This window comes from Paenibacillus sp. VTT E-133291 (genome assembly GCF_002264395.1).
GTDB lineage: Bacteria > Bacillota > Bacilli > Paenibacillales > Paenibacillaceae > Paenibacillus_AQ > Paenibacillus_AQ nitricinens.
On sequence record NZ_NFVA01000069.1, the window covers coordinates 1 to 23,346 of the forward strand.

Consider the following 23,346-nt stretch of genomic DNA (forward strand, 5'->3'; position numbering starts at 1 on the left):
TTTTCTACGGGATTTATACCGTACATTCCAGCATCTCAGCTACTCATGCAAAATAATTGTTAAGTAGGCACGCTACTCCAGTTTTCGTTGCTCTATATAATAAATTCGGCCTCTTAAATGAGAGTCCAATCCCATAGATAACCTAAGCAAATTATTTATACCGGCAAGATTTAGGGCCATCCTTTTACAGGATGGCCCTCTCATTGATTAAGTTGCAATTTTGCTAACCTTAATACTGTCCTTTAATTACAAAAAACGAACCCCGAATTGTTCCGGCTAGCTTGGACTTCTGCCTAGCAAACTTAAACTTCTCTTCTAGCTCCTTTGGGATCTCCATCCCCTCAGAAAGCTTAAAACCAACAGCCCGCTTCTTAGGGTCATCCACCGTATACATAACGTTGACTGCAAGACCATCCTCATAAAAGACATAAGCAAATTTAATATTTCCCACTTGAAAACGCGACGTTTCTAAAGGTTTGGCCGCAAACTCAATATCACGTTCTTCTTTTAAAATTCGGTTCACATAATCAAGGGTCTCCTGACTTTCACTGGCTTGTACAACCGTAAACTCATGTTTGTATTTGTTCATAAAGTAACGGGCCTCATTAGCACGCAGACCAGCAAGTGCATCTACTACAGGTGAAGATTCTAACCCAACCGTAGACACATTTTTGAATTCAACGATATAGGACATTTTCATCTCTCCTTTTCTCTCATTATTACCAAAAAATTTATCGTTACTTAGGATACGGTTCGCGTGCTGTCTGTAACGGCAAGTTTCTGTGTTAACTGCTGTGCTCTTTTTCTATTAAAGTGACCATCTCGCGCTTCCACTTTTCTCGCTCCTCTGGCGGGATCGGCTTCCCTTTGTCATACAGAAATCTAATCATATAGAACCCATCCTTCGTAAGCAGGCTGGTAACAAGTTCATGCTCTAATACATTATTGTTCATCAACTGCGTCTCCACTATAGAGCTATTAACAGTCTGATGCAGTACTTGAGCAGTCAACAAGGTTTCTTGGGAGATATAGTCCGCTGTATGCTTCTCTACAGAAGACGCTGCTATTTCATCAAAATAATTAATCGTGAACGTATGCGAAGGTTCGTACCGATGGTATTCTCCTAGCGGATAATATCCGATAAATTGACTGTTACTGTAGACATGGAATGTTGCAGGTACATAGCTGTCAAGCTGAAAATAAGGGATGAATCGCGCAATGCCTGAATTGATCTCTTCTCCAGGAGGAATGACCGCATCCACACCACTAAGGAAATCACCCTTCTTATCTACAAAAATCGTGCTATAAGGGCTGTACCTCGTAATCCAAATTGAACCATTCTCCTTCACAGCCTCAACGAAATAACTGATAATTTGATTTCTTTTTTCCTCACGTTCATCGGCGGGGTTGATACAGGTATGAATGTGCTTCCGAGTGTATGTAAAGACTGCTTTAGTGGCATCCATTGACAGCAATTCAAATTCAAGAATTTCAGATTTTATATTATAGATTTGAAATGTCATCATTAATTGAAAGTGATTTAAAAAGGACATTCCCCTCTTATCTGGATGAAATCTTTTGCTCAAACCTTCTTCATCCTTATCCATATAAGCCTGCTCCAAGCCTTCAACCAGGGCCTGCAGCTCCTCTTTTGTGATGCCTTTATTTTTCTTAAAGAAAAACATGTCTTCTCTCCCCTCATCATCAGTCTACTGCCAATTACTTGCTCCTATTTATTATACGGGCACACCTGTGTACTTTTCTAGTTATGAAGAAACCATCCCTGACAAAGGAATGGTTCCTTTGAGTAGGTATACCTTTCGGTCATCCTTACATTTTAAAATGTTCACAAACTAACCTAAATTGTTCTTCTACGCTCATGTTTGGTGTTCTTTCTATGGTTTTGATGCCCAGCTTAGTGCAAGCGTTCTTTATTTCATTGGAGAACTTAATCATAGATTTATTACTGTGTTTCTCAATCTCCGCATCGGATGTATAAAAACATATCATTCTCTCTTCCGGGATAAACGGTAATATAAATTCAGGCATTATTCCTAAATCTATTAGGATTGGTTGACATCAGGTAACTTCAGCAAGTCAATAATAAAGAATTCCATCATCTCTTCGACCACTTGAAATAACCATTGGCAGTGTTCATCTACAGGTTTATTAAACCACTTATTCCAATTTAAACTAGGATTAGGAATTGAAGGGCAGGATATTCCATAGGACTAGAGAATGGTCTATATAAAAGCTTACTCTGACACGTTGGTTGTGAGGGGTTGGCGGATTCTTATCTTTCTAGATAAAAAAAGCCTTCCCCACCCAAAAGGGTGAAGAAAGCTTAAATGTGTATCCCCAAATTATGGGCAGCTATATTAGCTTTTCGTACCCGAAGGTGCCTTAGCCAATTGCTCCTCCAGCCACCTTATGCTCAGCCTCTCCGGAGAAAGCGCCTCCGGAGCAGCCGTAGGTTTTTTAGTGGACAACGCTGTAACTGGCTTGTAGACAGCAAGCAACTTAGCATTCTGCATTACGACCGCGATGCCTGAACAATATTGGGCGATTTCCCGCTTGTTCATCTTGCACCAGTTCATATACAGCTGTGTGACCGCACGCTCTGGACGTGTGTTTTTCTTAGCAGAATGCACCATCAGCAGGCCGAAGGCAGATCGGCGCGCGAGCAGCTCTTCCCAATAAGCGATATATTCTTCTACGGTCACCTGATCAAACGCCTCCCCCAAACTAAGGCTTATAATCGGCCAAGCGGATTCATCCTTTGTTATAGCCATACGTTTTCCTCCTAAAATGTGCCGAGCATTGCCTAAGATGTGATGCGGAATCCGACGGATTGCTGTTGCAGCTTCCAAAGCCGGTCGTACAGTCCGCCGCGCAACAGTAGGGCTTCATGTCGTCCCTGCTCGACCAGCCGGCCATCTTCCAGCACAATAATGTTGTCTGCACCTCGTATAGTTTTCAGCCGATGCGCGATAACAATAACAGTTCTGCCCGTAATCAGAGTATCAATTCCCTTCTGTATCTCGGCTTCATTCTGCGGGTCAAGCGATGCAGTAGCTTCATCTAGTAATACAATTGGAGCATTCTTAAGAATCGCGCGAGCAATGGAGATCCGCTGCTTCTCCCCTCCGGAAAGCGTACTGCCACCCTCGCCTACCGGCGTGTCATAACCAAGCGGTAATTTCATGATGAAATGATGGCAATGGGCCATTTCTGCTGCTTGTTGAATATCCTGCTGCGACGCGCCCGGCCGCCCAAAAGCAATGTTGTTTCCAATGGTGTCTTGGAACAGGTACACATCCTGAAACACAACCGACACAGACCCTAGCAAATGTTCTGGATCAATATCTTTAATATTGCGTCCGCCTAGCAGAACACTTCCTTCGTCAGGATCATAGAAACGCGAGATCAGGCGCAGCACTGTACTCTTTCCGCTGCCGGAGGGACCCACAATTGCAGTTAATGAGCCTTGCGGCATCTCTATGCTTAATTGTTTGAGAACAGGCTCACCTCCATAACCGAAGGTAACATTATCAAAGCGAATGGTACTGCTCTCGGAAAGCGGAGCTGTAGTCCCCGTCATGACCGGCTGGCGAAGCAGGTCTACGATACGTTCACCCGCTTGTTCGTTGTACCGGAATTCGGCATAGTTGGCGAGCGCCGTCGTCAGTGGATCATAGATGCGTGTGCCGACAATAAGAAATACCGCCAGTTGCAGAATACCGAGCTCCCCGCCTAACAATAGATGAACACCAACGTATACCATTAAGGTCAGACCCGCACGAAGAAGAGCCATAGCCGTTAGAATGACCGGTCCGAATATCCCTTCAAGCTTCACACTTTCCTTCATCAAAGTTCTAAAAGAGCTATCCAGACGGACAAATCGTTCTCCCGTCAGGTTGTAGGCCTTCATCACCCGAATACCATTCAAATACTCCTGTAGCCGATTCGCGGCGTTCAATTTGGCTCTCATATGATTCGTCCCTAATCTCCGCCGCAGTCTACCTGACAGGTACATAATTAGAAGGGCAACCGGCAGCGCCACGAACATGGAAAGCGCCATCCGCCAGTCGAGGAATAGTAAACCTGCAAGTGCAAATATCGGCAGTACAAAAGCCCCTGCAAGCTGTGGCAGCAGATGTGAAATGCCTGTCTCAACCAGCGTGAAATCGCCCATCATCATATTCGCCAAATCACCGGGATCCCGGCGAGTCAGGTAGCCTAGCGGAAGCTTACGCAGATGTTCTGCTAATTCCGCCCGTCCCTGTGCCGCAACATTGTAAGCCCCGCGGTATGCAGTGCGGTAAGCGGGAATCTCGCTCAGGAACATCAGTACCATGACAGCAGCTAGTCCCGCGCAAATCCACCAAAGCCGTTCTATCTGAAGCTCTGCACCCACCGTAATATAAGGAGCAAAAATCAACCGCACCGCCTCAATCACTAGCGCATACGGAAGCACACTGACTAAGTTAGCCAGTAAGGAAAAAAATACAGGCTTCAGCAGCTGCTGTGGTTTGCCAGCAGTAATATTGTGCAATACCTTCATAGCTGTTCCCCCCTTTTTTCCAAATGCCAATCTCCGGCGTCACTGTAGACATGCCACATTTGAGTGTAAAGTCCATCGCGATCAATCAAACTATCGTGATCTCCACGCTCCACGATTTGCCCATCTCGCAGTACCAGAATTTGTGCGGCTTCACGAATAGAGGAGAGTCTGTGAGCAATGACAATAACCGTCTTCCCGCGCATAAGCTCCGTTAGTGCCAACTGCATGTGATGCTCATTTTCCGGGTCGGCAAAAGCAGTTGCTTCATCGAGCACAAGTACCGGAGCATTTTTAAGGATAGCCCGGGCTACCGCAATACGCTGCTCTTCACCGCCGGAGAGATAGACACCACCTTCACCGATTAACGTATCGTACAACTGCGGAAGCCGAGAGATGAACTCGTCGCATTGTGCCGCTCTGGCTGCAGCCTGAACTTCCTCCAGCGTTGCTCCCGGTTTACCGACCGCAATATTCTCATACAAAGTGTCATAGAACAGGAAGGTCTCCTGAAATACAAAGGCAACTGTATTCATCAGTTCATGAATCGCCATATGGCGGATATCCACTCCACCGATACGGATCGCACCCTCTTGCGGGTCCCAGAACCGCGGCACCAAGCTGGCCACCGTCGATTTACCTGAACCTGACGGTCCAACCAGCGCTGTAACCTTCCCTTGTTCTGCCCGGAAGGAGACCTCGCTGAGCGCAGCCGCAGCCCCCTCTTCTTCACTGTAGGAGAAGGTTACATCCATAAATTCAACGTCGAAAGCTTGCGGTGACAGCGGCTTTGCTATTTCTGGTACAGGCTGCTGTGCCAATAGACGATCCATCCGCTCTACACCTTCGCCGATATCCCGAGTGCTCGAAGCCAGCATAAGTAGCTTATAGAGCGGAGAAGATACGCCTGGTGCCATAATTAGAAAGAACAGCAACACAAGCGCAAAGGACATGGAATTCGGCTGGCCGCTTAGCATAAAGACACCCACCGGTAAAATAAAGGTAAATGAGGAGGCCAGCAATGTTTTGAACAGAATATAGCCTGACTGATAACGGTCCGTAAACTCCAGACAATAATCACGGTATCTGGTCATATCACTGTAGAACCTTCGGAAGGAATGCACCGTCTGCCCGAACACCTTCACCGCTGGCATCCCCCGCACATACTGCACTGCTGAAGCATTGATTTGCTCCAAAGAATCATGATACTGCTTCACACTAGTTTTCCCCTTACTACTCATCATAAGTGCTGACTGCACAACCATTCCTATTAGGATCGGTAGAAGACAGGCAACAGCTAAAGGCGGACTCAGCCAGAACATCGCCACAATCATAAGCACCGTGGACGCCAGCGCGCTGACCAGATCAGGGAGCTGATGCGCTACGAAATTTTCCACCTTGTCGACATTCTGTTCCAGCGTCTTCTTCACTGCGCCGGTCGAAGTTCCATTCAGGAAGCCGAGCGGCAGTCTGCCTAGATGTTCAGTCATTCGCACACGCAGATTATACTGAATACGAAAAGCCGCAATATGCGAACACATAATACCGCAATATGAGGTCACCAACCCTCCGATCAATCCGCCAAGTGCAATCCATCCCCAGCGGATCATTGCATCACCGTCAACCTGTCCAGGAGACGCGGCATGCCGCAGTAGCTCAGCCAAGATGAAATAAACAGACAAAAATGGTACCAGCATTAACACGGCGCTGACAGATGACAATATGCCAGATAGGATCAGCAAGCCCCGCTTCTCTCCGGCAATCTCTAGCAGTCTCGACATGCCAGTTTTGGTTTTACTCACAGCTGTTCCCCCACTCTTTATAATTACGCACAAAAAAGTGCACTGAGAATGATTCTCTGTGCACTAGTGTAAAGGAACGCTCTTCATGGTTGCTACCGTTTCCGGGATTATAATCAACCAAATCAGGAGCATCTGTTTTCGATGCGAGCTTACATCCTTGTTCCTAAAGAACGCTGTCTACCACTGATCAGATATGCTCCAGGACGCACACCGAATTTTTTACGAAAGGCTGCTGAGAAATGGCTGACATTCACGTATCCGACTCTGGATGCTGCTTCACTTACCGTCATATTTCCATGTTCTAGCAGCTGCTGTGCCCTTTGCATCCGTTGTTCGATCACATAGGCATGGACAGTATAACCGAACATTTCCTTAAAGCCCTTCTTCAATTTGAACTCATTGAGGCAAATAATGCGAGAGAGCCCTGCTAGTGTCGGTGGATGTAAATAATCACGCTGCAGAATTTCCTTGGCTAGCCGCAGGCTCTCCATATCATCTCTAGATAGCTTGACTGTGTGGGAAATCCGATCAGCTTCAAATAAAGATTCATTGAGATAGACAGCCATTAGCTCCAGCATTTTCCCCTCCAGATAGAGTTCCCGCATACCCTGACTATAGGAACAGTCCGCAATTTGAGACAGAATGAGTCGGATAGATGGTGTGATAGCGTTTTTGCCAAAAAACAACCCAGCTCCTCCTCCGGCTTGGAGCCGTGTATCCTCGGTCAGTCCGCTGGTCATCCGCTCAAATTGTGCCGGACTCATATCTATGCTGAGGAATCTGTAGCCCGCTCCGCTAAGGTATATACAATTTTCACTTCTTACTCCGCCGTGAAGCAGCACACTTTCTCCTGTATCTATGGCAAAGTAGTCCTGCTTCAGCGAGGTCCCCCATTCAATTCCATGTCCCATACAGAATATCAGCTCCGTACGAGGTGTTCTAAACTCGCCCTTCGCTTCGATATCCCGATTAAATTGGAGATCAAAATCCGTCATCTGAAGATAACGCTGAGTAAGCAGGCTCCGGCAGCTGCCCTCCCCTAGCTCGACCGGTGGTTTTATCTCAAAGTGGCTTCCGTCCAACTGGTAAGTAATATTAAACCCTTCGCATCTAAGCGTCTTATGGGCATCAATCGTTTCTGCTTCAATCAGACCATCGTTACGCTTCATGCTCATCCCTACTTCCCCTTACTTTGGATTAATTATATATGTATTGAGAATGATTATCAATTGAATGTTCTTTTAGCAAACATGCATATACAACAAAAAACCTTCCCCCCCTAAAGGTGAAGAAGGCTTAAACGCGTCACTTCTGAAGACGTGACCAGCTATATTTTCAGCTCCCCAAGCGATTGCATTAGACTTAATCCGTAATTTTCACATTTCCAAATACGGCCTTATTCCTCGAATCATCCCCCGGATTGCTGAGCGCTATGCCAATATACACCTTGCGATTCATCGGGATTTGAACAGTTCCAACTGTTTGCCAGTTATTCCCGTTCGCCGAAATAGCCCCTTTGAAGGTATTTCCGCTTCTGGTCAGCTTTAGCCATCTTGGAGCCGAGGCAGCCGCAGTATGGTCGACCGTATTGCCCGCGGTCTCTGCACGATACTGGAAGGTTGCCCCATTCTCGGGGGTAAGCATCATATCTGCGTGCTTCGAATTATGACCCAACGACTCCCGAATCATAATGCCGGCCTTGGCCCAGCCGTCCAATCGGCTAGTGGACTGCACTTTAACAATAATCTCCGCATTGCCGCTCGCGGATTGGTATATATAATTCAGTTGATCTCCATTTCCCCAAATATCCGTAGAGCTGCTATTGAGTGTAAATTGCTTATTGGATGAATTGTAGGTAACGTTCCCCGGCATGGAACCGATATTTCGAGCCTTCCATCCAGCTGGTAATTGAGCCGGATAGTCTTGTTCTACCGGAGGCGTCCAGCCTGGCGTCGGCCAGGTTTCACGTTCCTTGATATTGGCCAATTCATCTTCTGGCCAGGCCCCGTAGGCAAAGAACGACAGGCGCTTCACGTCCGGATAATTCTCGCGGATTCCCTTGTAAATCTCCTGATATTGATCATCAGTCCAGTCATTATCCAGTGTGGCTACAATCTCCACATCACTGCCACTGATCCGGTCGCTCGTATCCTTCAGGATGCCGTAGGAAGTGCTGTATACCCAATCACTATTGAACTCCCAGTCATCAAAGTACGCCATCGGTGCGACAAAGTCGATATCATCCTTGAATTTGGCTACATTCTGTCCAACCTCTGTAAATTCCGGCGGCAAAATATACACACCGAGCTGCACATCCGGATTTGTGGATTCAGAAATATCCTCACGGATATCGCCTACATACTGTCCAATTTGTTCTGTTCTCCATTCATTCCACTGTTCCCGCTGAGGCGAATCCGTATCGAAGTCAATGCTGAGCGGGGAATACCCGAACTGTGCCTGATACTTCGCAACCGTGTAATCACTGACGTCCATGTTGTAATTGTCGAAGCGGATCCAGTCTAGTACAACACCGTCAACAGCATAATTCTCGATCACTTCCTGAATGATGGAACGCTCATACAGCTGCACTTCGTGGTGAATCGGATTGACGAAGTATTCGTTGCCGTTAGAACCTGTGAATGGAATCTGAACCCCGTTAACCAGCGCTTGCATCTGCCATTCATCGTGAGCAAGGAAGGCTTGCTGATCATGGAACTGGGGAATCCAGGCATGAACCTTGATTCCTGCAGCATGGGCTGCTGTTATGACAGCCTGCAGAGCATCGAAATTCTCGTAGCCTTGCGCGATCGGAGCGATATCACTCTGATAAAATACACTTCCAGACGGAACCTCATCATCTTCATCCTGCTTCACGTTCATGCTGATGACATCGACACCGTAGCTTGTGGACAGCTGGATGAAATTATGGACATCCGCAGTGTTCTTAAACTGGTTTACGGTCCGTACAATAACTTCCGTTTCAAAAGGGGGATTACTCTCCTCGTCGGCCTTAGCCGGAACGGAACCACCTGCTATCGAAGAAACCAATACGAAGCTTAACATTGCTATGCATCTCGATCTCAGCGCAAATGCCATAATATCGCCTCCACAAGTATAAGATTTCATAAAAGTCTTATTTCGTCGCGTTGATTTTCTTGACATTCTCCTGCCATTTTTCGGTTCTGAACTCAAGCAGCTTATCCAGCCCCGCTTTTTGGGTATTCTTTTTGGCTGTCTCCAGTGCCGACAATACCTCTTCATCCGACTTCGCCTGAACCATTTGTGCGTAAGCAAGGGTATAAATATCCCCGATATTCTGTGCGATGATGCCAATCTCCGTATCCGGAAGCGGATCGGTATTCACAAATTCCGTAATGTCCAGCGCGGTTTTCCAGGTCACCGTGGACTGCGCCACTGTCTCCCATGATTTCTGGTTCGCGGAAAGCAGTGCCTCTAAGCTCATTTTCGCCGTATCAATAAAGGTCGTATTTCCCGCCCAGTTAAAGTCCTCGAATTTTCTCATTGTTTCGGTACGCTCGTTAGCAGGAGTCGTCTTGTATTTCTCGTTCGGAATTGGTGCTCCGTCTGCGTCCTCCTCATCCCAATACAAGCCTTTAGGACCGAAGAATAGCACCTTCTGTCCCTCCGGACCCGTAATCCAGTCAAAGTAAGCGAAGATGGCCTCCGGATCCTTGGCCTTTTTCGTAATGACACTGACGTTCCAACCCAGCGTCTCGAAACCGCTTACAAACACTTGTGTTTTGTCTAGTCCGGCTTTATGAATAGGCCAAATAATTTCATAACCGCTGTCCGGATTGTTCGCAGTCAGTGCACGATGTCCCTCGGCTCCATACGTAGTGATATTGGATTCGACCATGACCGCTACCCGGCTGGTATTGACCTTTTCTTTGACCGCATCCTGGGTTTGCTGCAGTGCATCCTGCGTAATCAGCCGTTCACGATACAGCTTATTGATATACAGCACCATCTCCTCGTAAGCGGGATCATCCAAGATAGATGACAGCTTGTCGCCTTCCGGATATCCCATGAGTGAAATGAACTTACTGGTAGAATGCTTCTTAAAACCGCCATACATAATCTCCAGACCTGCCCCCTTCTCGCCAACCTCCAGAGGTACAACATCGGGATACTTCTCTTGCACCAAGCGTAAATATTGATACAAATCATCAAAGGTCTCCAGCACCGGTCTGCCGAGCTCATTATAAATATCTTTATTCACCATCCATCCGCCGTTGCCGAATTGCCCGGAGGTATACCAGTTCGGGATTTGATAGATTTTCCCGTCATCTGAACGGAGCAAATTCAGGGTGGATTCCTTCAAATATTTCTTGAAGTTCGGATACTTGTCATAGTAATCATCCAGCGCAACAAGTTGCCCTGCCTGCACCAGCCGTTCCACTGAGGATCCCCGGTCAGTAAAAATGACATCCGGTAAATCTCCGCCAACGATCATCGTGTTGAGTTTTTCTCCGGCCGCACCTCCCGATTGAATCGGTTCAACTGTAACCTTACGGTTCTCCTGAATCCATTTTGTCGCCTCATTATCCCCCCATGGTGATGTCGTAAGCCAGTCATAGTTTCCATAGAAGCTGAAGGTGACAGGCTTGATCCCGCTGCCGTCATCAGTGGCGACCTCGGTATTCAGATTTTTCTCGCTTGTGTTTGGTGAAGTGTTAGAATTCCCCCCTCCGCTACAGGCAGCGAGAAGAAGCACCAGCGAAGTCAGCAGAAGCGATACCCATTTCATACGATTGCCCATTCTTTTCCCTTCTTTCTACATAATATGGACACTGCTATTCTTTCAATGAACCGATCATTACGCCCTTCACAAAGTACTTTTGGAGAAAAGGGTACGTCAGGATAATCGGAATAGTAGCGATCATCATCGTAGCCATGGTCAGTGACTTCGTAGTAATCGTCCGATTTCGGTTCATATGATCCAGCGCGATGGCATTCGATGAGCCAATTTGGGTCATTATGTTGGAGTTCATAACCTGCCGCAGCAGGGTCTGTATAGGAAGCAGTTCGTCCTTCGTAATATAGATCGCTCCCGTAAACCAGTCGTTCCAGTAACCGACCGCAGTAAATAAAGCAATCGTGGCCAGCACCGGACCGGAGACGGGAATAACGATTCGGAAGAAAATGCCGTAGTTACTGCAACCGTCGATTTTGGCCGATTCCTCAAGCCCCTCCGGCAAAGCGTTGAAGAAGGTGCGGATGACAATCATGTTCCAGACGCTGATGATACCGGGGATTATCAGAACCCAAAAGGTGTCCAGCATACCCAAAGAGCGAACCAGTAAATAACTAGGAATGAGCCCTCCACTGAAGAACATCGTAATCATGAAGAACACCATATATTGTTTTCGAAAAAGCAATGTTTTCTTGGACATTCCGTAAGCTAACAGGGCCGTGAAGAAGACGGACAACGCCGTGCCGCTCATCGTTCTAAGAATGGTGATCAGAAAAGAATTCAGCAGGCGATGATCCTGAAACACAATATAATAATTTTCCAGGGTAAATGCTCTCGGCAACAAGGTTATACCGCCGAGCGCCGTATCGCTCCCTAGATTAAAGGAAATGACCAGCGCGTTCCAAAATGGGTACAGCATAAGTAGCGCCAGCAGCGTCAAAAGGATATAAATACTCCGCTGCATGATTTTGTCGCCTAGGCTTAGTCTCATTGTTCACCTCTCCTAAAAGGTTTATGGAGCATTACTTACAGTCGATACATTCCAATAAAACTTGCATCGGAAGCATTCGCTATGAGTAGTAGTACCTACCAGAGACTAACATCTGCCCGGCGGGCTATTTTGTTGGCCATCACCAGCAGAAGGACACTGATCACCGCTTTGAAAAGCCCTACCGCTGTCGCATAAGAGAATCTGGCATTTAATATCCCAACACGGTACACATAGGTGTCGATAACATCGGAGTAGGGTCGCAGGATTGGATTGGTTGCCAGCAGCAAAATGTCCTCAAAGCCCGCACTAAGCAGACTGCCGATCGCAAGAATCATAAAGATGATGATAATGGGGGTAATGCTGGGGAGTGTAATCAAGTGAATTTGCTTAAATCGGCTTGCTCCGTCTATGGAAGCGGCTTCATATAAAGTCGGATCAATGCCTGCAATCGCGGCCAGATAGACAATGCTCCCAAATCCGACCTCCTTCCACACATTTACACTTACTAGAATAGACCAGAAGTATTTGGGTAATGCCAGAAAGTTAACTGGCTTCCCTACCAGATTGAATCGCTCCAGCACATAGTTCACCGTTCCGTTATCAACAGATAATAGCGAAAATACAAAACCGGATACAATAACCCAAGACAGGAAATAAGGTAAATAGCTGACGGTCTGGATAACGCGTTTAAAGCCCATATTACCGATCTCATTCAGCATCAGTGCAAGAAGAATCGGTGCCGGAAAAGAGATAATCAATTTAAGCAAGCTAATCACAATGGTATTTCGCATCACATTCCAGAACTCCGGTGCCTCGAAGAACATTCTGAAATGCATAAATCCAACCCAGGGGCTCTTCATAATGCCGCCAAAAATATCGTATTGCTGGAACGCCATGACCACGCCATACATCGGAATGTAGCTAAAAATGAATACAAAGATAATTCCCGGCCAAACCATGGACTGCAAATCCAATTGGCTGGTGAATTTCTTCCATCTACTTGGTTTCTCGGCCGTGTTCATCCGCTTTTCCTCCTCTGGACGATTCTAGTGAAACAACGGCAAAAACGCTTTGTTCTTCTCCAGCATTTCATCCAGCAGCTGTTCAGCTACAGTGACCGAGGGCACGAGCGGATGATGAACCATAGCCTGCAGGGCCATATCCCGGTCTCCGTGCACAGCCGCCTCGATGGTGAGGCTCTCGTATTGCTTGACCGCGGCCAGCAGGCCTTTGACGGGCTGCGGAATTTTGCGCAGCGGAATCGGCAGCGGACCTTGTTTGGTTACCACACAGTTCACCTCAATGGAGGCATCGTCCGGCAAGAAGTCAATCATTCCGTTATTCCTTACATTCAACGTCTGGATATCGCGGGAATCATTATAAATGGAGCGCATCAGCAGCACTGCCGCCTCCGAGTAATAGGCTCCACCACGCTGCTCCAGTTGCTTTGGCTTCTCCTTAAGCTCTACGTTCCGGTACAGCTCAAACAACTCTTCCTCCACCTTCTTCACTACCTCAGCGCGCGATCCGGTCGTTGCTGCTGCTTCCTTCTGTTCCGCAAGCATCGCGTCCGTCATGTAGTAATAGCTAAGGTAATAAGAAGGGATGGCTTTCAAAGCATTCAGAAACCGGTGGTCCCAGGAATCAAACGGCACATTGCTCGCCTTGTAGTTCTGGGGGTAATCAATGAGCTCCTGTAGCTTGCTTTTACCGTCAATTACGATATCGGATACCCAGTGCAGATGGTTGATGCCGACAAACTCCGCGTAGATCTTCTCCATAGGAAGTCCGAAAAACTCAGAGAGCCACTTTTGAAAACCGATCGGCGAGTTGCACAGGCCTACGCTTTTTACCGATGAATATTTGTGAACAGCTTCAGTCACCATACCAGCCGGATTCGTAAAATTCAGCAACCAGGCATCCGGAGCTAGCTCCTCAATGTCCTTGCAAATATCCAGAATGACCGGAATGGTCCGTAGGCCTTTCATCATCCCTCCAGGACCCGTCGTCTCCTGACCGATGACATCGTATTGAAGCGGAATTAATTCATCCCACTTTCGCGCTTCCAGCATACCTACCCGGATTTGAGTGCAGATAAAGTCTGCTCCGGCGATGGCCTCCCTCCGCTCAAGCGTCTGGTCCACGGTAATTGGCAGTCCGGACGCAGCAATCATACGCTTGCTTAGTTCCGCAATCGTATGCAGCTTCTCCCTTCCCGCCTCAATATCCACCAGCCATACTTCTCGGATGGGAAGCTCTTTATGATGCATGATGATGCCTTCAATAAGCTCAGGCGTATATGATGAACCCGCTCCGATGACAACGAGCTTCAAATTCTCCTTCATAATAATAGCCCCTCCTTACCCAGTGATAGACGATCAAGAACCTCCTGATTCACACGCATACCGCTGCTTTCCATTGCCAGAACGACCGCGCCTACAACCGGTTCCCGGGTTAGAATCTTTAAAGTGCCATTTGGAGCCGAATGCTTCACACTCTGTTCAATGGCCCGCCGGATGATGCCTGAGCGATCCCCCTTGGTTAATAAGCTGCCTGCAAGTACGATGTCAAAGGAATCCTCCTCCATAGCCAAATGGCGGATTGTCGAGACCGCTGCCAAACCGAGCTCATCCCCTTGCTTGGTCAGCAGTAGGGTGGCAACCTGGTCTCCTTCATCTGCCGCTTGAAACAGCAGCTCAGCAATCTGGGGAGGCAAGTCTCTCGAATGATCCAGGTAATCCTCCCTTAACTCCGAAACACTGGAATAGCCCAGCAAATGAATTAAGCGTTCGTTTAAGACAGTCTCTTTCTCTCTTCCATCATCTGCCCGAAGAACGCTACGGAATACCTCAATACTTAGATCATAGCCGCCGCCGTAATCACCGAACCGATAGCCAAATCCACCACATTGATATGTAACGCCTCGCGGATTTTTACCGGCGCAGTTCACTCCCGAGCCGCAGATCAGCACGATCCCATAATTACTCTCTGTACCTGATCGCAAGGCAATCCAGGTATCGCAGGAAATCTCAGTTCGGGGAAGGCCAAGTCTGCTGATGATGGGTCGTAAAATTTGAAAATCGGATTCTCTATCCGCTCCAGCCAGGCCAAACCAGGAATACTCCAACTGATCCTTTGTCAGTCCTGACGCCAGAATCGCTTCCGATACAGCCTGTTGCAAACTGTTCTCCGCCTGCTCACGATTATTTTGATGATTCCCGTTCCCTCCCCTGCCTGCACCAATGACCGATCCCTGTTCATTTGCAATCATTGCATAAGTTTTGCTGCCCCCTGCATCGACTCCCAAAAAGTACTTCACAGTTCGTTTCACTCCTAATATTTAGGTTAACCTTACAGATGCGGTGGATTCACGCACGAGAAGCTGAGGAGCGAGCTTCGTTACACCAGCAGGCATCACCTCCCCATTGATTAATTTCATCAGCAAATCAACACCAATGCTGCCCATTTGCGCCTCAGGTTGTCTGACTGTCGTCAATCGGGGATAAAATTCACCTACGAACTGCTGATCATCAAAGCCAACCACTGAGATATCCTGAGGTACCAGAATTCCTTCCTCACGCAGGGCTTGAACAACACCGAGAGCAATAAAATCGTCTCCGGAAAAAATGGCTGTCGGCAGCTTATCTTCACGAATCCATCTCTTTGCCACCTCATAACCGCTACTTACTGTAAATCCGCAATATTCCGTGCCGAAGGGCGTTAGCCCCGATTCATCCAGCGCCTGTACATAACCCCGCTTGCGCTCCGCTACACTCAGGAACACCGAAGGGCCACCGATATAGGCGATCTGCGTGTGTCCAAGACCAATCAAGTGCTTGGTAGCTTCATACCCCCCTTGATAGTTATCGACGACGACACTGGGAACATCCTCATGCTGGAGCTGGTTATCCAGCAAGACAAACGGAATACTTTTTCTTTTCAGCTCCTCCACATATTCTTTTTCCTCAAGCGGAGATAACAGGATAATCCCGTCAACGCGGTCCTTCTGAAACAGGAAGTTAACGCCTTCATCCTCATTCTCGGCTATCGACAGGGCCAAGAAGTAACCTTGTTCTGCCAGCTTCCGGTTCACCACGCGAATCACGCGGTCATAGAAGGAGTCGTTAAAGTTGGTAATCGACATACCGATGACTCCCGTCTTACCACGCACGAGACTCCGCGCCGCTGAATTGGGCTGATAATTTAACTCCTCCATAGCACTCAGCACTTTCCGCCTATTGCCTTCACGCACAGAAGGTGAATTGTTAAGAACTCTGGATACGGTCACTACAGAGAGCCCCGACTTTTTGGCTACATCATGAATGTTCATCTAAGTTTCTATGCCTCCAAGTTCAATAGTTTAAACGTTATAACTTTTAAGGAAATAAAAAAGGACTAACTCTTCTCGCCAAAACTACATCCTGACTGAGAATCGAACATTGAATGTCAGTTTCACCTTTATCGAAAGTATCAAAATGATTTCAAAAGTTTAAAGGTTTTAACTTTAAGATGATTTTACAACCATTCCCAATATCCGTCAATCCATAAACTGCAGCCAAACTTAATATTCCGCAATCTAAATCTTCGGAATAGCAAAGTCTTTCCGCAGGATATAATTCGCTTAAGGAAATATCATTATTCAAGAACGACAACAAAAAACCTTCCCTCACCCCTAGAGGTGGAGAAGGCTTAAACGCGTCACTTCCGAAGACATGGCCAGCTATATTTTCAGCTCCCCAAGCTTGATCAGCTCGACAACCGCTTGTGAACGGCCTTTAACGTTTAGTTTTTGCATTACATTGGAGATGTGGTTCCGAACTGTTTTTTCGCTGATAAATAACAAGCCAGCGATATCACGAGTCGTTTTGTCCTGCACGAGAAGCTCGAAAACTTCGCGCTCACGATGAGTCAACAGAAATTTGCTGTGGTGTTCGTTACCCTTCAATGGTGTCACCCCTCCTTGCCCTGGGTTTGTTTGGTATAACAAGGTAAAGGGATACAGTCAAAACATATTATGTACTGATGAAGTTAATGGTGCTGTCATAACTACAAAATGGGCTTAACCATAAGAAGCTGATTACACCGCTTTAGTGAGGACATTCACCCGCAAAACTTGAAATTCTCTTGGATAGAATCATCTCCTTACAGGGCAAACTACAACTTGTTGTTTCTTATTAAAAGGAGGTGTAAGTATGAGCAACTCGAAAAATAATCAACCTACTAAGGCAGAGGTACAAACTACGAAATTAAACAAATTGCCACTAGTCGGTAAATTCGAACCAGAATTTTCTGCTGAGGAAGCCGCAGAAGTATTCAAAAATCAACCCTCTACGGAACATGAATCCCATAATGAACAATAAAATAAAGACGACACAGAATGGGGCTGTCGAATAAGTAGCTTTTTCCTATAAATGAGACGGTCCGGTTAATTATAAAAACTGTAAGCAACATTAGCAGCGATTCATCCATTATTGGAGAATCGCTGTTTTGTGTTGTTGGTCGTGAACTGCCGCTCCTACAGTGTATTCGTCATTTCCTTCTGATGCTTGCGACCCAGATGACGTTATTTGCGGTGTTTTATAGGCAAATAGCGACTATGAGGGCCGTTAGCGATCCAAATCTCGAAAAAAGCTGGATTTAAGGTTAAGGGCCGCTGTGTCCGATTGCTGCCGTGTTCGCGCAAGTAAATGATCAAATCAAGCGAATTGTTACTTGCTAATTCCCGCATATAATTAGATATATTTCTACAAACTCAACTCCCAGTCCCGGGATTTTTTTTGTCGTGCAAAATATAACTATGAAATACATCACATTTTTATATTGACAGTAAATGTATACGGACTTATGATAAGTCCAGCATAAATGATAACGATTATCATTCACATATAAAAAAGGGGTGCTTCATTCAATGAAATTCACATATGCCGTGCCTGCAGGTCTACTTGCAGCCTCCATACTATTTACCGGGTGTGCCAGTAACAACAATAACAGTAATAGCAACACTAGCAATAATAACTCTGCAAATGCTGCTGCTAACAGTACCAAGGCAACAAATACATCTGATACCACTACAGCAACTACTGCCGACTTTACATCAGCGGTTGAACAATATCGTACATACGTCATCGAGCAATGTGATGAATTTGTAAAGCAAACAGAAAATTTCACGAACGCAGTTAAAGAAGCAAAAATTGAGGATGCAAAGGCACTTTATGCGCCAGCCCGCATGTATTATGAGCGAATTGAGCCGATTGCAGAAGCACTTGGTGATTTGGATCCGAATATTGATGCCCGCGAGAATGACGTAGATGCTGCTGAATGGCGCGGCTTCCATAAGCTTGAAAAGGCACTCTGGCAGGATAACACAACCAAAGATATGACCGAAGTTGCTGACCAATTATTGAAAGATGCCCAGCTTCTACGTGCAAAAGTAGAGACCGTAGAAATCGACGCCAATCTGCTCGTTACTGGTGCTGTAGAACTGCTTAATGAGGTTTCTTCTTCTAAAGTAACAGGTGAGGAAGAACGTTACTCCCACACAGATCTGTATGATTTCGTCGCTAATGTTGAAGGTGCCCAAAAGATATACGAGCTGTTAAAGCCAGAACTGGCGAAAAAAGATGCTGAGCTGGAAAAAACGATTGGTGAACGGTTTGCAGCCTTGCAAGCTGAGCTTGCTCCTTTCAAATCTGGAGATGGATATGTTTCCTATGAAGAGCTAAAGGAAGAAGATGTCCGTAAGTTGAGTCAGAATTTGGATGCCTTGGCTGAGCCATTGTCCAACATGGGAACTATTCTAGGAGTGTGATCATCATGAATAAGCAAAATAGATCTACCGGTGTACCAGCGAATGCAGAAGGTGCCCCTCTCAATGAACAATCCAAGAACAACCTTATATTAGATAAAAAACTAAGCCGCCGCGATATGCTGCGGCTTACTGGCGCCACTAGCCTTGGTCTATTATTAGGTGGTGGAGGTGTTGGTGGAATTATGGCTGCACGCCATGCCGTAGCTGAGCCAACAGTAGCCTCCGATGTTGATTCCATTCCTTTTTACGGGAGTCATCAGGCCGGCATTCTAACCCCTGCGCAGAATTTTATTTACTTCGCAGCCTTTGATCTGACCACAACGAAGCTATCCGATGTAAAAAAGCTAATGCAAGCATGGACAACTGCCGCAGCTTCTCTTACTACTGGCAGCCTCATTGGGGACGTCAATGACAACCCTAATCTCCCACCCTCCGATACAGGTGAAGTGGATGGTTTAAACCCTTCGCGCTGTACACTTACCTTTGGTGTCGGCCCTTCTTTTTTTGACAACAGATTTGGTTTATCTTCCAAGCGTCCAACCCTATTAGCCGATCTTCCAGCATTTACGGGAGACAGCCTGGATCCTAAGTGGTGTGGTGGAGATATTTGTGTCCAAGCATGTGCTGATGATCTGCAGGTGGCCTTCCATGCCATCCGAAATCTGGCACGTATCGCCCGTGGCACAGCCGTACTCCGCTGGACACAGGAAGGCTTCCAGCGCACAGGAACAGCAGATCCTAAGGGAGCGACGCCACGTAATCTTCTTGGTTTCAAAGATGGTACGGGTAATCCTGATACTGCGAATGAAGCAGAAATGAACGAAGTGGTCTGGAACAGCAGCAGTGACGGTCCTTCATGGATGAGCGGCGGCACTTATATGGCAGTTCGCCGTGTACGTTTCCGAATTGAGGTCTGGGACCGTTCCTCTCTGAGCGATCAAGAATCCACCTTCGGCCGTTATCGTCATAGCGGAGCACCTATCGGTGCAAAGGATGAATTCGATGATCTGAATCTTAAAGCGGCTGATGCTTCCGGGAAGCCTATTATCCCGCCGGATTCACACTCTGCCTTAGCACATGGTGACGGCACAGTTAAAATGCTGCGCCGCTCCTACTCCATTTCCAGCGGATTAGATGCCGCAACAGGTCAGCTCGATGCAGGATTATTATTCATTAGTTTTCAACGGGATTTAATGAAGCAATTTGTTGCGATCCAGCAGCGTCTCTCCAAGTGTGATCGGCTAAACGAATATATGACTCATACAGGCAGTGCGGTATTTGCCTGCTTCCCGGGTATTCGTAAAGGCGGCTACATCGGGGAAGCACTTTTAGGCTAAGTCAGCCCTATTTTCCAATCAAATGTTCCTGTCCATTATTGAAAGGGGATTATCCCGATGTACTCTCTTAATAAACGGCTGCTATCGAAGGCAGCCGGACTGATTCTGTTTAGCATCATATGTATGCTGATGCTGTCTAACCCGGCGGGGGCGGAGGGTGATGGCCCGGTCGACGAGCTGCTGCCGCCTGTCGGCAGCGCGCTCGTCGAAGCCGGCCAGAGCCGCTGGGACGCGGCCGCGGCCGATGTAGAAGCGTTCGCAGCGCTGTGGCGCACCGCGAACGCGAATACGCCGGACCCGGCACTTGCCGGTCCGGCTGCCGCCGTTGACGCCGCGCTTGCAGACGCGGCGGCGGCCCTTGCGGCGGGCGATGGTGCGCCCGCCAAAACGGCACTGTCCACGCTCGCAAGAAGCGTGGACGCGTATGTCACCGCCGCCACCGGCACGGACGGCGGTGACACCGGAGCCGCCGGCCAAGAGACGGCGGCGAAACTGTTGCCCGCGGCAGAGCGCACGCGGGATGCGGTGCGCAGCGCCGACTGGAACGCGGCAGCGGCAGCGTACCGCGACATCGTCAGCGGATGGAAGCCGGCAGAGCGCAACATCCGGGCCGACAATTCCGCCGTCTACAGCTTGCTGGAGACGAAGATTAGCCTGCTGCGCATCGCGCTGCAGGCAGAACCGCTCCGTGAGGAGTCGGCGAAATCAGAAGCCGAAGCCTTGTATCAGCTGCTTGCCGATTACAGTGAAGGCAAAGCAATAGATGCTGGAGATACTTCCGGTAAACCAGCATCTATTGAAGGATTGATCAGCCATCTCAACAAAGCTTCTTCCACTGCCAAAGCAGGAAAGAGCGCAGAAGCAGCTAATATCATGGAGCAATTCATCGTAGATTGGCCTTCTGCTGAAGGACAAGTACAGATTGCATCTCCAGCGGTCTATACCAATATTGAGAACGAAAGTGCAGCAGTCACTGGCTACCTGCTCTCTAATCCACCTAAGCTAGATCAAGCCTTAAAGATCATGGATAATATGGTCACTGAGCTGACTCCTTTGGCTGGTGAGACAACCTATAACGCTTGGGATGCTGCGCTAATTCTTCTGCGTGAAGGACTGGAAGCGATCCTCGTATTGTCTGCCCTTCTTGCCTACCTGAAGCGTGATGGCAACACAAAAGCACAGAAATGGATTTGGTCTGGCGCAGCTGTAGGACTTGTAGCAAGTATCGCATTAGCCGTTATACTCACCTATACCATTTCCCGCGCAGCTTCTGGTGGAGCACGCGAGATGATTGAAGGCATCACAGGTCTTGTAGCCGTCATTATGATGCTTACCATTGGACGCTGGCTGCATAGTAAATCAAATACCGCAAATTGGAACAACTATGTTGGACGGCAAGTGGATGGAGCATTAGCAAAGGGCAATCTTTGGTCTTTGTCCTCCGTAGCAGCGCTTGCGATTTTACGTGAAGGAGCAGAAACCACCATTTTTTATGTAGGGATGGCCCCTTCCATTAAAGTGTCTCAATTGCTGCTAGGGATCGGTAGTGCTCTAGTGATTCTAGGAGTTGTAGGTTACGCAATTATTGCCTTAAGTGCGAAATTGCCGATTGCCGCCTTCTTCCGTACAGCTACACTTCTTATTTACTATTTAGTATTCCGCTTTCTTGGAGAGAGCATTCACTCCCTTCAAGTCGCAGGGAAACTACCCGCACATGTACAGGATGGGTTACCTTCTATTAGCTGGCTAGGGATGTATCCAACTTGGGAAACTTTAGTGCCTCAGCTGCTTATCCTTGCATTTATTGTGTGGGAGATACTGCGCAATAGAGCACCAAAAGCGTCACAAACTGTATAGCTACAAAGAAAAACGGTTGTCATCTTTAACGATGATAACCGTTTTTTGTAAATTTTAAATGAAGCCGATCCTATGGCCTTTATATTAGAAATGAAACTAGATAATACCGGTCCGTCACGCCCGTTAGGTTACGCCGGTTTAGTCCGGTAATCTCTTGCAACTACAGTCTAATTTATGAAATGGATTCCATAGCAAGCTTTTTATTTGCGATGTAATTTACGGACGATATAATAGAATAAAAAGACTATATACAACACACAAGCATCAAAGGGAGGCTGTTGTTCTCGAATGGCTAATATAAAAGAAATCGCCCGTATGGCTGGTGTTTCCGTGACAACGGTCTCGCGAGTACTCAATAATCATCCTTATGTAAGTGAAGCCAAAAGAACCATTGTCCTAAATACCATAGAAAAATTAAACTACACGCGTAATATGAACGCCGTACATCTAATTACCGGCCGTACCCAAGCCATTGCAGTTATTATCCCTAACATCAACCTTTTTTATTTCTCTGTAATTATTGGAGGCTTAGCCCAAGAAGCGCTGCTAGCGCATTACCGACTCATTCTGTGCCAGACCAATTATCGTCATGAAGAAGAGCTCAAGGTACTGGAGATGCTGCGCAACAAAGAAATTGACGGCGTGGTAATTGTATCTACGAGAATGAGCTCAGAAGTCATTGAAGAATATACAGCATATGGCCCGATAGTCATCTGCCAAGATAGAGGCGAATGCCGCTTCTCTTCCGTGTATATTGAGCATTATTCTGCTTTTCGTTCCGGCCTGCAGTACTTGAGTGACAAGGGGTACCAACAGATCGGTTACTGTGAAGGCAGGCAGCACGGCAGCAGTAGTTCCATCCGGCAAATTGCCTTTAGTGACTTTCTAGCCGCTACCGGACAGCCTTTTCATGAAGAATGGATGATGTATGACTGTATGAATGAAGAGGATGGCGGTCGTGTATTGCACCAACTGCTGAAAATGAATAAGCGACCCAATGCCCTGATTATATCAGGCGATCATGTGGCATCCGGTCTGATCATCGAAGCGTGGAAGAACGGAATCCGTATTCCTGAGGATCTGGCGGTCATCGGATTTGACGACCAGCCGATCGGACGAACTTTAGGTCTCACCACCATAGATAACCAGTTACCTGAAATGGGTGTTACAGCTTTTCGGATCATCTATGATCAGATCCAAAATAATGATAGTCATCCTGTACACCGTAAGCTTGAGTATCGCATTATTGAACGTTCTACGGTATAGCTCGATTCAG

Annotated in this window: 19 protein-coding genes; 5 read left to right on the forward strand and 14 right to left on the reverse strand. The window is 47.2% G+C overall.

Annotation, left to right across the window (positions count from 1 at the left end):
• Window positions 1-229: 229 nt before the first annotated feature.
• The 14 genes from CA598_RS22835 to CA598_RS22905 form a co-directional block, all read right to left on the reverse strand.
• Entirely contained in the window at window positions 230-694 is a 465-nt protein-coding gene (locus tag CA598_RS22835) for a phage tail protein (RefSeq protein WP_094877982.1), read from the reverse strand.
• 91 nt (window positions 695-785) lie between these two features.
• A complete protein-coding gene (locus tag CA598_RS22840) occupies window positions 786-1,685 on the reverse strand; it encodes a hypothetical protein (RefSeq protein WP_094877983.1) in 900 nt (299 codons plus the stop codon).
• Window positions 1,686-2,378: 693 nt separating this feature from the next.
• Window positions 2,379-2,792 (reverse strand): hypothetical protein, encoded by a 414-nt coding sequence (locus CA598_RS22850; RefSeq protein ID WP_094877985.1) that lies wholly within the window; start codon window positions 2,790-2,792, stop codon window positions 2,379-2,381.
• A gap of 32 nt (window positions 2,793-2,824) precedes the next feature.
• Window positions 2,825-4,564 (reverse strand): ABC transporter ATP-binding protein, encoded by a 1,740-nt coding sequence (locus CA598_RS22855; protein WP_094877986.1) that lies wholly within the window; start codon window positions 4,562-4,564, stop codon window positions 2,825-2,827.
• Window positions 4,561-6,342, reverse strand: a complete 1,782-nt coding sequence (locus CA598_RS22860) for an ABC transporter ATP-binding protein (protein ID WP_094878006.1) — start codon at window positions 6,340-6,342, stop codon at window positions 4,561-4,563. Before CA598_RS22860 ends, CA598_RS22855 begins: the two co-directional genes overlap by 4 nt.
• A 170-nt stretch (window positions 6,343-6,512) precedes the next feature.
• The gene (locus CA598_RS22865; RefSeq protein ID WP_094872613.1) at window positions 6,513-7,538 is read right to left on the reverse strand and encodes a helix-turn-helix transcriptional regulator; all 1,026 of its coding nucleotides are present in this window, start codon (window positions 7,536-7,538) and stop codon (window positions 6,513-6,515) included.
• A 187-nt stretch (window positions 7,539-7,725) separates the two neighbouring features.
• Complete coding sequence (locus CA598_RS22870) at window positions 7,726-9,459, reverse strand: family 10 glycosylhydrolase (RefSeq protein ID WP_179283738.1); 1,734 nt, start codon at window positions 9,457-9,459, stop codon at window positions 7,726-7,728.
• A gap of 37 nt (window positions 9,460-9,496) precedes the next feature.
• A complete protein-coding gene (locus CA598_RS22875) occupies window positions 9,497-11,143 on the reverse strand; it encodes an extracellular solute-binding protein (protein WP_094877988.1) in 1,647 nt (548 codons plus the stop codon).
• A 34-nt stretch (window positions 11,144-11,177) separates the two neighbouring features.
• Window positions 11,178-12,068: a carbohydrate ABC transporter permease gene (locus CA598_RS22880; RefSeq protein ID WP_094877989.1), complete on the reverse strand. Its 891-nt coding sequence runs from the start codon at window positions 12,066-12,068 to the stop codon at window positions 11,178-11,180.
• Window positions 12,069-12,163: 95 nt separating this feature from the next.
• Window positions 12,164-13,090 carry an ABC transporter permease gene (locus CA598_RS22885; protein WP_094877990.1) on the reverse strand — a complete coding sequence of 309 codons (927 nt, stop codon included), beginning with the start codon at window positions 13,088-13,090 and terminating at the stop codon, window positions 12,164-12,166.
• A gap of 24 nt (window positions 13,091-13,114) precedes the next feature.
• A complete protein-coding gene (locus CA598_RS22890) occupies window positions 13,115-14,413 on the reverse strand; it encodes a 6-phospho-beta-glucosidase (RefSeq protein WP_094877991.1) in 1,299 nt (432 codons plus the stop codon).
• Window positions 14,410-15,387 carry an N-acetylglucosamine kinase gene (locus CA598_RS22895; RefSeq protein WP_094877992.1) on the reverse strand — a complete coding sequence of 326 codons (978 nt, stop codon included), beginning with the start codon at window positions 15,385-15,387 and terminating at the stop codon, window positions 14,410-14,412. The genes CA598_RS22890 and CA598_RS22895 overlap by 4 nt, the downstream gene beginning before the upstream one ends.
• Before the next feature lie 21 nt (window positions 15,388-15,408).
• Window positions 15,409-16,398 carry a LacI family DNA-binding transcriptional regulator gene (locus CA598_RS22900; RefSeq protein WP_094872622.1) on the reverse strand — a complete coding sequence of 330 codons (990 nt, stop codon included), beginning with the start codon at window positions 16,396-16,398 and terminating at the stop codon, window positions 15,409-15,411.
• Window positions 16,399-16,788: 390 nt separating this feature from the next.
• The gene (locus tag CA598_RS22905) at window positions 16,789-17,013 is read right to left on the reverse strand and encodes a helix-turn-helix domain-containing protein (protein ID WP_019908812.1); all 225 of its coding nucleotides are present in this window, start codon (window positions 17,011-17,013) and stop codon (window positions 16,789-16,791) included.
• 247 nt (window positions 17,014-17,260) lie between these two features.
• Between CA598_RS22905 and CA598_RS32380 the strand changes: the two genes are divergently transcribed.
• From CA598_RS32380 to CA598_RS22925, 5 genes are all read left to right on the forward strand, one after another.
• Window positions 17,261-17,428, forward strand: coding sequence for a hypothetical protein (locus tag CA598_RS32380; protein ID WP_179281690.1), 168 nt, complete (start codon window positions 17,261-17,263; stop codon window positions 17,426-17,428).
• Between the two features lie 548 nt (window positions 17,429-17,976).
• Complete coding sequence (efeO, locus tag CA598_RS22910) at window positions 17,977-18,876, forward strand: iron uptake system protein EfeO (protein WP_094872648.1); 900 nt, start codon at window positions 17,977-17,979, stop codon at window positions 18,874-18,876.
• 116 nt (window positions 18,877-18,992) lie between these two features.
• Window positions 18,993-20,213, forward strand: a complete 1,221-nt coding sequence (gene efeB, locus CA598_RS22915) for an iron uptake transporter deferrochelatase/peroxidase subunit (RefSeq protein WP_373455844.1) — start codon at window positions 18,993-18,995, stop codon at window positions 20,211-20,213.
• Window positions 20,214-20,270: 57 nt separating this feature from the next.
• Window positions 20,271-22,070 (forward strand): FTR1 family iron permease, encoded by a 1,800-nt coding sequence (locus CA598_RS22920; protein ID WP_094877994.1) that lies wholly within the window; start codon window positions 20,271-20,273, stop codon window positions 22,068-22,070.
• Window positions 22,071-22,358: 288 nt separating this feature from the next.
• Entirely contained in the window at window positions 22,359-23,336 is a 978-nt protein-coding gene (locus CA598_RS22925; RefSeq protein ID WP_094877995.1) for a LacI family DNA-binding transcriptional regulator, read from the forward strand.
• Window positions 23,337-23,346: the final 10 nt, after the last annotated feature.

Coding starts and splice junctions, on each gene's coding strand:
- CA598_RS22835 (WP_094877982.1), bottom strand. CDS start 694: ATGTCCTATATCGTTGAATTCAAAAATGTGTCTACGGTTGGGTTAGAA.
- CA598_RS22840 (WP_094877983.1), bottom strand. CDS start 1,685: ATGTTTTTCTTTAAGAAAAATAAAGGCATCACAAAAGAGGAGCTGCAG.
- CA598_RS22850 (WP_094877985.1), bottom strand. CDS start 2,792: ATGGCTATAACAAAGGATGAATCCGCTTGGCCGATTATAAGCCTTAGT.
- CA598_RS22855 (WP_094877986.1), bottom strand. CDS start 4,564: ATGAAGGTATTGCACAATATTACTGCTGGCAAACCACAGCAGCTGCTG.
- CA598_RS22860 (WP_094878006.1), bottom strand. CDS start 6,342: ATGTCGAGACTGCTAGAGATTGCCGGAGAGAAGCGGGGCTTGCTGATC.
- CA598_RS22865 (WP_094872613.1), bottom strand. CDS start 7,538: ATGAGCATGAAGCGTAACGATGGTCTGATTGAAGCAGAAACGATTGAT.
- CA598_RS22870 (WP_179283738.1), bottom strand. CDS start 9,459: ATGGCATTTGCGCTGAGATCGAGATGCATAGCAATGTTAAGCTTCGTA.
- CA598_RS22875 (WP_094877988.1), bottom strand. CDS start 11,143: ATGGGCAATCGTATGAAATGGGTATCGCTTCTGCTGACTTCGCTGGTG.
- CA598_RS22880 (WP_094877989.1), bottom strand. CDS start 12,068: ATGAGACTAAGCCTAGGCGACAAAATCATGCAGCGGAGTATTTATATC.
- CA598_RS22885 (WP_094877990.1), bottom strand. CDS start 13,090: ATGAACACGGCCGAGAAACCAAGTAGATGGAAGAAATTCACCAGCCAA.
- CA598_RS22890 (WP_094877991.1), bottom strand. CDS start 14,413: ATGAAGGAGAATTTGAAGCTCGTTGTCATCGGAGCGGGTTCATCATAT.
- CA598_RS22900 (WP_094872622.1), bottom strand. CDS start 16,398: ATGAACATTCATGATGTAGCCAAAAAGTCGGGGCTCTCTGTAGTGACC.
- CA598_RS32380 (WP_179281690.1), top strand. CDS start 17,261: ATGAGCAACTCGAAAAATAATCAACCTACTAAGGCAGAGGTACAAACT.
- efeO (WP_094872648.1), top strand. CDS start 17,977: ATGAAATTCACATATGCCGTGCCTGCAGGTCTACTTGCAGCCTCCATA.
- efeB (WP_373455844.1), top strand. CDS start 18,993: ATGCTGCGGCTTACTGGCGCCACTAGCCTTGGTCTATTATTAGGTGGT.
- CA598_RS22920 (WP_094877994.1), top strand. CDS start 20,271: ATGTACTCTCTTAATAAACGGCTGCTATCGAAGGCAGCCGGACTGATT.
- CA598_RS22925 (WP_094877995.1), top strand. CDS start 22,359: ATGGCTAATATAAAAGAAATCGCCCGTATGGCTGGTGTTTCCGTGACA.